Annotated in this window: 9 protein-coding genes; all 9 read left to right on the top strand. The window is 27.3% G+C overall.

Features of this window, described 5'->3' with window-relative positions:
- Nucleotides 1–107 precede the first annotated feature (107 nt).
- Nucleotides 108–2,459 carry an autotransporter outer membrane beta-barrel domain-containing protein gene (locus IGS63_RS04670; RefSeq protein ID WP_190615840.1) on the top strand — a complete coding sequence of 784 codons (2,352 nt, stop codon included), beginning with the start codon at nt 108–110 and terminating at the stop codon, nt 2,457–2,459.
- Nucleotides 2,460–2,474: 15 nt separating this feature from the next.
- A complete protein-coding gene (locus tag IGS63_RS04675) occupies nt 2,475–3,704 on the top strand; it encodes a hypothetical protein (RefSeq protein WP_190615841.1) in 1,230 nt (409 codons plus the stop codon).
- Nucleotides 3,705–3,777: 73 nt separating this feature from the next.
- The gene (locus IGS63_RS04680; RefSeq protein ID WP_269777950.1) at nt 3,778–4,032 is read left to right on the top strand and encodes an acyl carrier protein; all 255 of its coding nucleotides are present in this window, start codon (nt 3,778–3,780) and stop codon (nt 4,030–4,032) included.
- Nucleotides 4,033–4,102: 70 nt separating this feature from the next.
- Nucleotides 4,103–5,677 carry a CTP synthase gene (locus tag IGS63_RS04685; protein WP_190615843.1) on the top strand — a complete coding sequence of 525 codons (1,575 nt, stop codon included), beginning with the start codon at nt 4,103–4,105 and terminating at the stop codon, nt 5,675–5,677.
- 246 nt (nt 5,678–5,923) lie between these two features.
- Nucleotides 5,924–7,588: an HD-GYP domain-containing protein gene (locus tag IGS63_RS04690; protein ID WP_190615844.1), complete on the top strand. Its 1,665-nt coding sequence runs from the start codon at nt 5,924–5,926 to the stop codon at nt 7,586–7,588.
- A 66-nt stretch (nt 7,589–7,654) separates the two neighbouring features.
- Entirely contained in the window at nt 7,655–8,419 is a 765-nt protein-coding gene (locus tag IGS63_RS04695) for an N-acetyltransferase (RefSeq protein WP_190615845.1), read from the top strand.
- A gap of 110 nt (nt 8,420–8,529) precedes the next feature.
- Entirely contained in the window at nt 8,530–10,311 is a 1,782-nt protein-coding gene (locus IGS63_RS04700; protein ID WP_190615846.1) for a hypothetical protein, read from the top strand.
- A gap of 11 nt (nt 10,312–10,322) precedes the next feature.
- Nucleotides 10,323–15,518, top strand: a complete 5,196-nt coding sequence (locus tag IGS63_RS04705; RefSeq protein WP_190615847.1) for an Ig-like domain-containing protein — start codon at nt 10,323–10,325, stop codon at nt 15,516–15,518.
- Nucleotides 15,519–15,635: 117 nt separating this feature from the next.
- Nucleotides 15,636–16,196: a sigma-70 family RNA polymerase sigma factor gene (locus IGS63_RS04710; RefSeq protein ID WP_190615848.1), complete on the top strand. Its 561-nt coding sequence runs from the start codon at nt 15,636–15,638 to the stop codon at nt 16,194–16,196.
- The last annotated feature ends 17 nt before the right edge of the window (nt 16,197–16,213 follow it).

Here is a 16,213-nt window from a genome sequence, read left to right on the forward strand (position 1 = left end):
AAAAAACCTTTTAATTTTAAAATGGACGGTTTGTCGACTTTGAAATTAAATGTTAAAATAAAAGTTGTATAATTAAAAATATATTACACATAATGGGAGGTGTGTTTATGAAAAAATATTTTTTTATATCCTTTTTATTAGTATTGCTGTTAATTTTTTCGAGTTGTAATACAAAAACTGTAATATTAAAAGCCAGTCCTAAAGTTCAAGCACCAGTAGGAGCAACTTCTGTTTCGTTATCAGGCTTTATAACAGATTTAGAAAATCAAATAAAACAAAGTTTACCAATAAAAATTGTAAACAGAAACCCTTTAACCTTTAGATATGCAACAGACTTAATAAATGTATCTGTTAGTGATTTTTTTAGTTCTGATCAGATAAATTTAGATAGTTTTAGCAAGGTATTAAATCAAAATTTTGATGTTCCTTTAATACCAGCTCCTGAAAATTTAGGGGATTTTTCAATTCCTTCAGTTACAATAGGTAGTGTTCCAGACATAGGTATTAATATAGTATTACCTGGAATAACAGAAGCAGAAGGAATTGAAGTTAATCAACATCAAACTTCTTCGCAAACAATAAGTACAGGTCTTTCTGGTACAGAATTTGTAACTGCAACGTTAAAAGGGAATATTGAAGTGAACTTAACTCAAAACGCTTTTACAAATCTTGATACGGAAATTTATATTCTTAAAGTAACTCAAGGTACAAATGTATTAAAAACATTTAATCTTTTAAAAGGTTCAAACATTTTAGATCTAAGCGGTATCACTATAGAACCTAAAGATTTGGGTATTTCATTTGAAGCAACACTTATAGGAAGTAATGCAAATGTAAAAATTGACGAAAATAATCCTGAAATATTAGCTTCTATAACACCTCATATTGCTTTAGCATCTATAAGTGGAGCTAAAATAACTTTAAAACAAGATGTTAATTTAACAATTCCGGCAATTTTAAGTTCAGCAACTTTTAAAAGTGGAAGTAAATTAAGTTTACATTCAAATGAAATACAATTTAAATCTGTTAATGGAAACTTCAATATAGGTAGTCAAACAATACCATTATCTGTAACTTCAGGTGATTTGACAGCTGATTTATCTGATGCAACTTTAACTCCTTCAGATAATTTGAATATAAATGCATCAATAACAGCAGATATACCAGATGCAAGTATGAGCCCTATGAGTGCATCGGCATCGCTTGAAAATATTGGTTTTTCAAATGTAGTTATAAATAATTCTGATTTGGATTTTCATGGTAATCAAACAATTCCTATACCAAGTGTTGCAAAAGGAATCGTTGATAATATAGTTATTGATTCTGGTAAAGTTACAATAGAATGGAAAAACACAACACCGTTTGTAATAAAATCAAAGATTTTATCAAATGTTTTAGGTATAAACGAGAGTGTGAACTTAGATATAACAAACTCTGGATCTCATACAATAAACTTAAGTGGAAAAACACTTGATTTTAAAACATTAGATAATATAGATTTTTCATACAGTGCTTCACCAACAGGTTATAATGGAAGTACTTTGAGTTTATCAAATGTTAATCCAGGTGATTCATACACATTTGAAGCAACTATATTATTTGATGGAAATGCTTTTAATATAGGAAGCATAACAATAAATGCAACTACTATTAAAGGTTCTTTAGGAGATCCTATGGATCTTTCATTTAGTGATAATGATATGGCAGATATGCTAAATAAAATACAAATAAATAAAGTTCCTTTAACCTTTGTATCCACTTTAAATAATGTTGATATGAATGGAAGTGTTACTATAGCTGCAAGCTATACAGACACAACAGGAAGTTCTAAAACAACGAATTATAATCCAATAACTCTTGGAACATCTTCAACAATTGATGCATCTGATATTATAAATTCACATCCAAAAGATCTTGAACTTGGTTATTCAATAAATATAGATAGTGCTGTATTAAATGGTACAAATCAATCGATTGAAGCGGGTGTTTTACTTGATTTACCATTTAAATTTAGTGTAAGTCAAGATACTACAATTACAAATGATATAAAGTTAAGTGAAGGAGATATTTTAGGAAGAAATGAAGAAAACGCTCAAGATATGAAAGAACTTTTAGATGGGGTTATGAATGAAAACTTAGTAATTCATTTAGGAATTATGAATACAACAGGGGCTAAAGTAAAAGTTCAATTCATTCACGATGGAGCACCTGTTAACTTTAAAATAAATGATCAAATAGTTAATGGTTTACTAATAAATAATTCTGAATTTAAACAAAACTTAGCAATTGATATTACTAATATATTTGAACAAATAAAAAATACAAATCCTTATCCACTTTCATTGAGAATAATCTTACCTGAAGGTGTGTATAATATAAATGCTGATGGAAAATTAGATGCAGATTTATGGGTAAGTATAGGTGCAGATTTTAAAATTCCATTGCACCTAAATCAATAAGGAGGTGGAAGAATAATGAAAAAACTAATAGTTCTTTTATTAATAAGCTTATCAATACTTTCTTTTTCTATAAATGAATGGAATAATGAGATTAATCCAGCATTATTAAATGAAACTAATAGAGGTTTTTTTGATTTTATTGAACTTGGAGAAAGCTTTGGATTAAATATATCTGAACCTATTTATTCTATTCCAGAACTTTTAAAAATGAGAACACAAGATGTAGTTACTGTTGATTTGAATAAAATTTATAATTCATTAAATAAAAAGGATTTGATTTTAGGGATTTTAACTAATAATGAAGCACATATGAAAATAAATTTATTTGGTTTAAAACTTGGAACTTATACAAATATTAGTGGAATTGGAAAAATCAATATTCCAAATAAACTTTTAAGCATAATGGTAAATGGTAATGAAATCAATAAAGATTATGAAACTTTTGGAAAAGTTGATTTAAAAGCAAGAGTTGAAGCTGGATTATTTTTAGGTCTTGGAAGATTTGGAATAAAAGTTGGAAGCTTTTTACCTTTATTGTATTCAGATGAAAGAGCAGGATATAAAGCTTTATTTTCAACAAATTTAAATGATATGAGTATAAATGGAACGGTTAGTGCAAAAATACCAGTTTACTCAGTATTGTTACCAGAACAATTAGAAAATATAGAAAATTTAGATACAGATAAACTACAAAATAAATTGATGAATAACAGCGGTACAAAAATAGATATAGGGTATGTGGTAATGTCAGAAAATAAACCTTCATTTGGAATGTCTTTAAATAATCTGACAATTTCTAAAGCCACATTGGATAAAAAATTATTTTTGAATGCTAATTATACAGTTTCAGCTTCAAATATAATTTCTGGAGGCGAAGCTACAACAACTAGTAATTTTAATTTTGAAAAAGATTCTGATGTTAGTTTTAAAGTAGATGCTCCAACTAATTTTTCAATGTTCATGAGAGTTCCACTTTTATTTGATTTTTATCCTCATTTTGAATATTATTTTACAGGAAATAATATTAATTGGGGAATTGAAGCAAAAACATCATTACTATGGTTATTTCCTTTGAATATATCGCTTGATAATACATTTGGTATTTGGAGTACTAAAGTTGGAATTGGCGTAAATATAGGGCTTGCAGAAGCTTTTATTCAAATAGGTAGTGCTTCTATGGATTTAAAAGATGCTCTTGCATTTAAAGGATTGTCACTCAAAATTAACATGAGTTTAGGATTTTAACTTGACAATGTAGCATTTTATAAATATAATTGAGTCGAATTATCATTTAAACATGTGTCGGGAGGGTGTAATTGTGACAAGAGAAGAACTTTTTGATAAGATGAAAGAGGTTATTGTAGAAACTCTCGGTGTTGAAGAAGAAGATGTAAAACTCGACTCTTCCTTTGTAGACGATTTGGACGCAGATTCACTTGAATTAGTAGATTTAACTATGGCTCTTGAATCTGAACTTGGAGTAACTATTGAAGACGATGAGATAGAAAGTCTAAAGTCTGTAGAAGATGCACTGAAAATTGTAGCAAATAAATTAAATATTGACGAAGATTAACCGTAATAACGGGGAGCTTTTGCTCCCCGTTTTTTTAATTTCAAATATAATATTTTGGAGGTGTTTAAATATGGTGAAAAAGCATATTATAGTTACTGGTGGCGTTTTGAGTGGGATAGGAAAAGGAATAGTTTCAGCATCAGTTGGAAAGATAATGAAAGATTCAGGAATAAATGTAAATTCATTAAAATTGGATCCTTATTTGAATGTGGACGCAGGTACAATGAATCCTAATCAACATGGCGAAGTTTTTGTTACAGACGATGGTTATGAAGCAGATTTGGATTTGGGTCATTATGAAAGGTTTTTAGGAATCCCAATGAAAAAATTTAACAATTTAACAACAGGGCAAGTCTATAAAAGCATAATTGAAAAAGAAAGAGCAGGAAAATATTTAGGAGGAACTGTTCAAATGGTACCTCATGTAACGAATGAAATAAAAGAAAGAATTAAATCAATAGATACTGATTTATTATTAATAGAAGTCGGCGGAACTGTAGGAGATATAGAAGGAGAAATATTTCTTGAAGCAATTAGACAACTTTCTGTTGAAGAAGGAAAAGAAAATTTTATGTTTATTCATGTGACTTTTGTTCCTTATTTAGGAGTTACAAATGAATTTAAGACTAAACCAACTCAACAATCTGTACAATTATTAAGAAAAATAGGTATACAACCAGATATGTTAATTATAAGAACAGAAAAAGAAATAGATCAATCAAGTTTAGAAAAAGTTTCACTTTTTGGTGGAGTAAAAAGTGAGTATGTTATTAATCTTCCAGATTTAAACAATGTTTATGAAGTTCCTGAAGTCATACATAAGATGGGTGTTCAAAATTTAATAGCAAAGAAATTAAATATAAGTATTACCAATAATCTCAATTGGAATTGTCCAAAAACTTTTAAACCATTAAAAATAGCAATGGTTGGTAAATATCTTGGAACGGATGATGCTTATAAAAGTATACTTGAAAGTATATTTTTATGTGGTGTGAAAAAACCAGAACTTTTAGATGCAGAAACTTTGGAAGAGTACGATGATGAAGGTGTTGTTTCAGTACTTTCAAAGTACGATGGAATAATTATTCCGGGTGGTTTTGGAAAAAGAGGTATAGAAGGAAAGTTAAAGGCTATAAAATTTGCAAGAGAAAATAAAGTACCAATACTTGGAATATGTTTAGGTATGCAAACCATGATAATAGAATTTGCAAGAAATGTTATGGGATATAATGGGGCAAATTCAACGGAATTTGATGTAGATACAAAGTATCCTGTTGTAGATATGATGGAACAACAAAAAAATATTTTACAACTTGGAGGAACTATGAGACTTGGAGCTCAAAAAACTGAAGTAATAAAAGGTTCAAAATTATTTGATATATATAATAAAGAAATTATAGATGAAAGACATCGTCATAGATATGAAGCAAATTCAGATAAATTCAAGGAAATGTTTACAACTCCAGAAAAAAATGAAGATAATAAATTAATAGTTGGAGGAAAATCAGATTTTGTTGAAGAAATAGAATTAAAAGATCATCCATTTTTTGTAGGTATTCAATATCATCCAGAATATAAATCAAAAGTGGGTGCGCCACATCCAATCTTTAAAGCGTTTACAGAAGCAATAATAAATAATTTATGAGTTTTAAATAAAAAAGGGCAAATCTTTATTGATTTGCCTTTTTTTACATATAATAAATACAATGTATAATTTGATTATTATTAATATCTGTTTCGTAAATACTTTAAAAAGATGTATAATATATATATAATATCTTAAAATTATTTTTAGAATTAATATTAAAAAAATAAATTTAATGTATATATTTATATGTAAAAAATTAATATTTTTTTGAAAAAATGGACAATCAAATAAGGGGGATAAAATATGTCTGAAAAACTTAAATCCATATTTCAAATATTCAATCAAAACGAAAAAATTTTAAGATATTCTGTTTCTGTTTTTGATAAAGAAAAATTTCATCAAATTATTTATTATAAAGAAAACAAATTTAATGATGATTATATTGGTGTGGAGTTTAATTTTTCAGATGAACTTAAAAAATTTATTTATAATGATAATATTTATTTTTATAAAGGAACAATAAAACTAAAAAATTATTTTAAAGACTATTGGTTTTTATTTGAAAATATTTCCGAAGAATACAATGAATTAAATATTTTTGTTTTCAAAATTTATGCTCCTTTTATAAACTTAAAGGAACTTCTTGGAATAGTAGTATTTTTTTCAAAAGAAGAAATATCAGAAGAAATAGAAATTTTATTTCAAGAAATTAATATAGAATTATCAGAAGCTTTTTATATATATAGAAAAAAATTTTTAAAAATAAACTATACTCATCAATTTTTAACAAGTTTTATTGAAATTTTAAAATCAATAAATACTCAACTTTATTATCATTCCTTGGGTGTTGCTGATACAGCAACAATTATTGCTGAGTCAATGGGTTATAGTTACGATGAAATAGAATTTGTAAGAAATTGTGGTTTGATTCATGATATAGGAAAAGTTTGGATTCCAAAAAGTTTAATAGATAAAAGAGGCCCTTTATCAAAGGAAGAGTTTGAACTTGTAAAAATACACACAGATAAGTTAGAAGAAATGCTCAATATGAATACATTTATGAAAAAATACGTAAAAGTGGCAAAATTACATCATGAAAGGTTAGATGGAAGCGGTTATTATGGATTAAAAGATGATGAAATACCGGAAGAATCAAGAATTTTAGCAATAGCAGATATTTTTGATGCTTTAACACATGAAAGATCTTATAGAGATGCTTTTACATTAGAACAATCATTGGCTGAATTAGAGAAGATGGCGAAAAACAAAAAAATAGATAAAGATATACTAAATGTTGCAATTCATGTACTTCCAAAAGTTTTTTCTGGAGATAAAATTAGCACACCTAGTAATTATTTAATGGAAAAAAGTGTTTATATTCAAGATATAATAAAAAAAGAAAATTTTATAAAAGGTGTAATAATAGGAGTCCATAAAGACATATTAAATATTAATATACAAGACTTTCAAAATATAGAAAATGGTAAAATATATTTAATGACATATGAAAATAATGATATTGAAGAAAAGACTAAAATAAAAGTGCTTTCTACTTTTGAAAATCAAATAACTGTTAGATTAGAAACTTATAAAGAAATTAAAGAGAATTATGTAAAAATTTTATGGTACAAGGATATAAATATAACAAAGTTATCTTCAGCAATATCTAATTTTGAAAATATAAATATATTAAATTATCCAACCTTCAAAGTAAAGATGTTAATGCTTGGTGGAAATTCAATAACTATAGAATTAGAAGAATTAATAATTAATGAAAGTGATATAATATTAATTTCATTTGAAGCTTATGATTTAAAAGTACGTGCTTTATGCAAAGTAACACTTATAAAACAAGAAAAAGATTTTATTAGAGCAACACTTGATTTTTTTAATATGAATGATAAACAAATGAGAAAAATATTTCAAGTGATTTTTAAAAGACAAATAGAGCTCAGACTTAACTTTTAATTATTTATTTTATAAAAAAATTAATGTATAATATTATATAAAATAATTTTTAAAGGAGAGAATATAATGATAAAAAAATTTTTATTTATTGGAAAAAATACAAAGATAAGTGATACTGTAAAGTTTGGATACAATGTTATTATAGAAGATAATGTTGTTATAGAAAAGAATGTTCAAATTGGTCACAATATAGTTATAAAAGAAGGTACTATAATAAAAGCTGGAAGTGTGATAGCAGACAATACAGTTCTTGGGAAAGAGCCATTTAAAGCAAGTAATTCTGCAACTACAGAAAAGAGAAAGTTAGAACCGCTTGTTATAGGAGAGTACGTAACTATAGGTGCAAATTGTGTAATTTATAGAGGGGCAAAACTTGAAGATGGTGTTTTTGTTGGAGATTTAGCTTCAATAAGAGAAGATGTTGTTATAGGAGAAAAAACTATAATAGGAAAAGGCGTAACGGTTGAAAATAAAACAACTATTGGTAAATTTGTAAAGATAGAAACTGAAGCTTATGTTACTGCAATTTCAACTGTTGAAGATTATTGTTTTATAGCTCCAGAAGTTACCTTTACAAATGATAATTTTTTAGGAAGAACAGAAGAAAGAAAAAAATATTTTAAAGGACCAACTATAAAAAAAGGAGCAAGAATAGGAGCAAATGCAACACTTTTGCCTGGTATAGTAATAGGAGAAGATTCTTTAATAGCAGCAGGAGCGGTTGTTACAAAAAATATATCTCCAAGAAAAATTTATGCAGGAGTACCAGCAAAAGAATTTGGAAATGTTCCAGAAGAACAACTTTTAAAAAATCAAAGTTATTATAAATAAACAAACAGTCGATATATTTATATCGACTGTTTGTTTTTTAGGATATGATGCCCTTCAAATAGAAAAATAAAGAGGTAATTAAAAAAATATTTCTCATTGGAGGGATTAATGTGAAACGAATGATACTTTTATCTATAATATTTATTATGTTCTTATTATTAAATGGATGTATAGCAACACAAAACAATGATATAAGAGTAAGCTTATCAACAGTTGAAACGAAGTTTATTACTAATAAACCAATAACCTTTAATATAAAATTGAATCTTCCATATGGGGTTAAAGGATCAGCTGCATCGCTTATAGTTACGTCAGTAGATTCGCCAGATAATGATGAAACAACAATATCAGCAACGAGAGTAAACTCTAGTGAATATATTGCATCATATACACCAAATAAAAATGGTAACTATAAGTTTAAAGCAAAATTTATGGGTCTAGGTTCAACAAAAGAATATGAAAGTAATGAGATAATAAAGTATATAAGAGTAAGCAGTGAGGATTTTCCAAAGATACTGAATATTAGTATAAATAATAATTTAAATGATGTTAAAGTATTAAATAAAGATGAAAATTATATATTTAGAGCGGTAGTAAAACCAAATGTTAGTCCAAGTTTAAATATTAGTTTAGATGCTTCAGCAATGAATGGATTAAAAATAGGAATAGGTACAAATCAACAAAATATACAAATAGTAACTGATATGAATAATATAGAACTTGGAACATTAACAACAGGAATATATGAGTACTTAATTCAATTGTATGATTCATTAAACAATAATTTAGCTGTGTTTAATGAACCACAAAAGATACAGTTTATAGTTACAAATGATTTATTAAGTCCTACATTTGATTTAGACTATACAATAACAAAGAATAAAATAAATCTTGAAACTTATTCTAATTCAATACCATTTTCTGTTAATTTTATTGAAGATAAAAATTTAGATAATATAGGACTATATAAAACTAAAATTAGTGTTGATGGAACAGATGTTCATAATGGATTATTTCAAAATGGACAATCAAAAGATTCAGCAGTTATAAATCTTTCAACAGGTCTTCACACAGTTTATTTGTATGCTGAAGATTTAGCTGGAAATAGTGATGATAAAACGTATAGTGTTGAAGTAAAAAAAGTAGATATAAAAGCAACTGTAACCCCTAAAAATAACAGTGGAGATATTATACAGTCAACAGATATTTTAAACAATGATGATTTTGTATTTTTTGATTTAAATGTTTATGCTGAAACGTTAGAATCAACACCAGCAACGTATCATTATTTATTAAAGAATTTAACTACAAATAGAATTCTTTATGATGAGACATTTTCCAATACATTACAAAAGAGTGTAACAACACCAGCAACACAAATAGAAGAAGGAGAAAATACAATACAACTTGAAGTTACTGTAAATGGCGGAGATTTAGTTGCAAGAAGCGGAGCTTTCATTCAAGTTCAAGATGTTACTGCGCCAGAACTGTATAAAGCAGAAATGACAATAGACTCAAAAGTATATAAAATTTATGATAAGGATAATCCTTCATCGATTGCAACAATAACAAATTCTATTATACAAAATAAAACTCCATCAATAAAGGTATACTTTAGAGATAAATCAGCAATTTCATATTCTAAAGATATTTCACTATATATAGATGGAAATGGAACAACAGATAACTTTGAACAATTATCTGTTGATAGAAATTATGTAACAGACAAAAGTATTGCATATACGACAACAATTGATGTTATATCATTTGGAACGGGTCAATATGAGTTTAGAATACCAGGTTCTTCTATAACAGATGCAAACGGAAATATAGAAAAAGATAAAGATGGAAATGTTGTTGATTATAGCTTTACACTAAATGTAGTTAATTAGAGGTGAGTGTATTGAAAAAAATATTTTTATTTATTCTTTTATTTAGTTTTTTATTCATTTTTACAGGTTGTTTTTTAGATGATAAAGAACCACCAAAGTTTATTCAAATGCCAGAGCTATTGAATCCAATTCCAGAAAAAGCAGGAGATACTTTACAAGTAAAATTAAATGTTGTAGATGATACTAAAATAACCAAAATAGAATTTTTTAAATCTGGAGAAACAACACCTTTTTTTACTAAAATATATGATAAATCAACAATAAGAGATGAAATTTTATCTTCTCTTATGCCTTATGGTGAAACTTATTATGATGTTTTAATAAAAGTTACCGATTCAAGCGGTAATTCTTCTTATAGAAATTTAAATAAAAAATTTAGAACACCAGACAAATCAAGTCCTGAAATACTTAATGTTAATTTAACACAAAATTTAGATAAAGGGATAAATGATTATACTTTAACCTCTAATATAAATGATATAGGATCTGGGTTAAAACAAATAAGAGTTTTTGTAGATAATGCAACTTATAATATTCAAATTTCTGATACAAAGCCAACGGGAGTAGAAAATTATTATTACTATACAGAAAAGACAGGTTATAGTTATAGTGGATTATTGAATCTTGAATTAAATTCAGTTGGTTATGGTAAACATACTATAAAAATTGAAGCTTATGATAATACTGGAAAAAGAACTGTAAGTACAAGAGAATTTATGATTTCACCAACATCTGATACAGATCTGCCAGTAATAGAAGTTAATTATCCACCATATGTAGAACCTGGTGAAAATTATCAAATTACTATTTCCGCATCAGATGCAAGTTATATACAAAAAGTAAAATTAAATGAAATGAATTTTCCAATATCTCCATCTCAACCAATAGTAAATAAAACTATTACTTTAAAAGCTCCAACTGAACCAACAAAAAAAACATTTACAGCCTATGCTGAAGATTTATTTGGAAAAGAAAGTTCAACTAAATTTGATGTTTTTATAGCTGTAAATACACCACCAGTAATTAAAAGTTTTTCAATTGATACAGATAATCCAAGTCAAGATGCACCAGTTACAGCATCTTTTGATATAGTTGATGATATAGGGTTGAGTACAGTTAGACTTTATGTTGATAGTACAAAAATAGCTGAGTTTGGTCAAGAATCATTTCAAAATAATGGAAGAACTTTAACAAAAACAGCAACGTGGACAAAGGCATCAAAAGGAAAACACGTTATGAAACTTGAAGTTTATGATTTGCACAATAAAAAAAGTGAGTCAAGTATAAATATACAAACAAAAGATAATACAGCTCCAATAATAAGTGAAGTATATATTGAAACATTAGTTGGAGGAAATGATACTAAAAAAAGAGAAATTCACAGTCAACCAACATTTGGAGTAGCTTTTGGAGATAAAATTAGGTTTTATGCAAATGTTTCTGATGCCGAAAGTGATGTAAAGGAAGTTGAGTTTAAGGTTGATGGTCAAAATATTACTACTGTAAGAAGTACAATTAGACCAAATATATTTTATTCGGATGAGCTTTTTGATGCTGCTCCAACATTGGCATCTACTATTTTGAGTATTGATGTTTCTGCAACGAATACTGAAAATATCGGAACTACTATTACAGGGAATACATTAATTATTCAAGATAGCGTACAAGAAGTATATCAACCAAAGATAGATAGTTTAATAGTAAATCCTATATTAGCTAATTTGTATGATTCGGTAGAAAGTAGAGCAGAATTTGCTGATGATGGAAAATTAGATGAAGTAAAGCTTGAAATAAAAAAGATAAAATCAGATGGAAGTATAGTTTCAATAAGTGATGGAGTAAAACCATATACCTTAGATTATCCTCAAGGTAAAACGGCTACATTAAATGTTAAATGGACAGCAACTCCAGCAGGAACATATGTTGCCATTGCAACAGCAAAAAATTCTTTAGGAATAACGTCAACTAAAAATGCAACATTTACAGTTTCTGGTATTTCTTTAGATATAGTTAATCCTGCAGACGGAAAAGTTTTTAATTTAGATGATGAAAATACTCCTATAAATTATGAAGTTAAAACAATGATAGGGATACAAGGTACTGTAACGATAATCTTTGATTCTGATAAGGATGGAGATTTTTCTACAAATCCAGCAACTATGACACAAATTGCATTGTCTAATCCATCTTTAGAATTTTTAAGTGAATATAATACAACAGTCAATAAATATACAGGTCAACTATTAACAACTAACTCAGCAGTTTTCCCAGAACCTGGAAGATACAGGTTTAGAGTTGATGTTGAATCAACAGAAGACAAAACAATACACAGTTCTTCATATACTGATATTACACTTAGAGATATGAAATTACCTGTTTTGGAATATTTAAAGATAAAATCGGATGGGTTAACAGAAAACTTTCCAGATACACAAGAAGTTAGTTCAAATGGAGAAAAGTTCTATTCAGGGCTTGATTTTAGTGGAAATACAAATAATACAGATATAATTTTTAATTTAAGAGTGTCTGATGATGGAAGTATAAATAGTGTTGAACTTAAGTATGATAATGAAACAGTAGCTTTAAATAAAGTAGAATCTTTAGGAAGAGAAGATGAGTATCAAGGAGTTTTAGATAAAACAAAAGTAAAAAAAGGTAGCAAAGTAATAAATGTAACTATTATGGATTCTGCACAACCAAACTCAAATAAAGTTGATTACTCATTTAATATGGTTGGAATAGAACTCAACAAACCTACAATTGAAAGTTATGATATGGCATTGAGTGGTAACTCTACGTCATTAACTATTTCAAAAGATGATGGAGCTACACATGAAGTGCCTACGGGAGAAGGGTTCAATGTTACTTTTTCAAATACAAAACTTACAGATGATACTGCAGTTGGTAGATTTAAAATGATACTCGAAGATCAGTTTGGTAATCAAACTTTAATAAAACAATGGGATGCAGCTATTGATTATCCAGAAGTTACAGAACAAAATGCTAACACGGTTTTTGGTTCAGATTTAATAACCTCTTGGAATGTTCCAAGTGATCCAGGGAATTATACAATATTACTTGAAGTTGACGACAAGTGGTATGTGGAAACAGAAGGAACATCATTGAAATCATATACAGAAAAGTTGAATAGAAATGTTAATGACAGTAATAAAATACTTGAAAGAATACCAATAACAGTAATTGATTATACTCCTCCTGCAATAGAACTAGAAGTTGTTGGAGAAAATACACCTGATAATATAGAAATGATAAAAAATACATTTGCTGTATCTGCGAATATTCAAGATAAATATGATGAAATAAAAAGAGAAACTATAGTTGTGAAGCTGCAACTTGCAGATGGAACGGTAAAAACTTTTACTCCATCAACTAGTAAAGAAGGAGAAAAGTATATTACTGCAGCAATGACTTTAAATTCTTCTGATATAGATGGTCCAGGTAAACTTTGGATTGAATTTGATACATTAAAAACAAAGATGCATGTTGTATCAAAGAAAATACAAGTTATTGTAGATCAATTACCACCACAAATAAACGAAGTAACGGTTGAGCCAAGAGATTCTGGAAATCCATCATTGGGAACTATAATAGTTGCTCATGTTGGACCAGATACAGTAAAAGAATACGATATAAAAGAAGTAAAGATGGATCTATACAGTAATGGAAACTTGGTCAATAGTTTTACAGCTCAGCATGCAGGAGATGTATACTTTGCTGAAACAGGTGATTTAGCTTCTGGAGATTATACTGTTAAAGTTAAAGTAACTGATTATGCAGGAAATGTTGTCAACAGTACAGATAAAACAATAACTATTGAAAAAGAAGCACCAACATTGGGAAATAATTGGACTCATACAGGAAGGCAAGAAAATAAAATGGCCTATAAAGGAGCAGATATAAATAATTTTAGTTTTACTGCAAGTGATAATGATAAACTTTATCAAATAATAGCTGGTATTACAAAAAAAGGAGAAACTGATTATAAGTATTATTATCAAGTAAACCCTGATTCTAAAACAGCAAATATTCTTGAAAGTAATTTAAAGGAAAATGGAAGTTCTTATGATTTAAATTCTAATTTAACCGATGGAGATCATGTCAATATATTTATTACTCTTGTTGATAATAGTTCAAATGGAAAAACATATAAAGGTTATATCTATAAAGATGATACTGCGCCACAAGCACCAATTTTAACTAATCCAACAGCAGCTGAAATTATTTCAGAAAATAACGTTGGAGATGAAAAGATAGTAGTTGATGTAACTGATAATGTTGGAGTTAGAGAATGTCAAATAGTTAGTTTAAAAGATGCAGCAGATACAGTAAATATTGTTGAAAATGAACAGATGCAAGAAGGGACTGGCGCAACTGATTGGGTTTATACGCTTTCAAATTTACAAAGTGGATTAGAAGATATATTTAATTTAACTGTTCAAGCAACAGACCTTGCGGGTAATGCAGTAAATGGAGTTTTAAAATTAAAAATAGATACTAAAAGTCCAATTATAAATGACTTTAATATTGATGCAACGGTACCTAAATCGGATGATGTTTATTATGTAAATGCAGCAAATACTTCAAAGAATTTTAATTGGGATATAACAGAATCTAATTTAAATTCTGTGCAAATATTATCAGATGGAATTCCACATACTGTTCCTGCAAGCAATGTTGGAAATGAAGCAATATCTCAGTTAATTTCAGATATAAGATTATCTGAAGGAACTCATTCTATGAGAGTTAAAGCAATTGATAAATCCAGTCATGAATCTGATTCTAATACTGGAAAACTTACAATGGTTTATGATTTAACTGATCCATATCTTGCAGAAGTAAAGGCAATGAGGAGTTTAACTTCGACAGAAAGTACCGATATAATATCTGCAGATGAAGTTGGAAAAAGGATTTCACTTAGTGAAGATACAATAGCTTTAAAAATATTATTTACAGAAACAAACTTTAAATATTCAACCTCAAATGTTGTTATAAAATTTGGAGATGACGGTGCAACAGCGGATGCAACAAGCGATAAAATAAATTATTCTGAAGTATCAGATGGTGGATATAAGGCTATAGAAGTTTCGTCATTGGATTTGAGTGATGGAAATGATAAGCAATTAGATATAGAAATAACAGATTTAGCAGGAAATAAAGTTACAAAAACTTTGTATATAAAGAAATAATTAAATTGGAGTGTTTATGACACTCCAATTTTTAAATATTGATGTAATACATTTAGTAATATTTTTACAAATTAATAATAAATGTATGATATAATTTCTTTTATCAAGAGGTGAATTATGAAAAATGAAGAAAAATTCATCAATAAGTTGAAGAATAAAGATAAAATAGCATATAATGAATTATATGAAAAGTACACAAAAAAAATTTCTGGTGTACTTTCACATTATGTTAGGCAATCTGAAATGGATGATGCTGTTCAAGAAGTTTTTTTAAAAATTTTTAAAGGCATTCATAATTTCAAAGGTGAATCAAAGTTATCAACATGGATATATAGAATTTCTGTTAATGTTGGAAAAAATTATTTAAAAAAATATAAAAATGAAAAAATTCAATCTATGGATTTAGAAAATGATGAAAAAAACACTTATTTTTATCAACCAATATCTAAAATTAATGTTAGTGAAAGAATAATAAGTGAATTGAATTATGAATTGATTTTAAAAATAATTAATAAGTTAAAACCAGATGAAAAAACATTGATAATGTTGAGAGAAATAGAAAAAATTTCTTATAAAGATATAGCGCATATAATGAATATTCCTATTGGAACTGTAAAGAGTAGAATATTTTATACTAGAAAAAAATTAAAAAATTTATTAGAAAAAGAAAAGTATTGATAAAATAGAAATTATTA

The sequence above is a fragment of the Tepiditoga spiralis genome (genome assembly GCF_014701195.1).
In the GTDB taxonomy this organism is placed as follows: Bacteria; Thermotogota; Thermotogae; order Petrotogales; family Petrotogaceae; genus Tepiditoga; species Tepiditoga spiralis.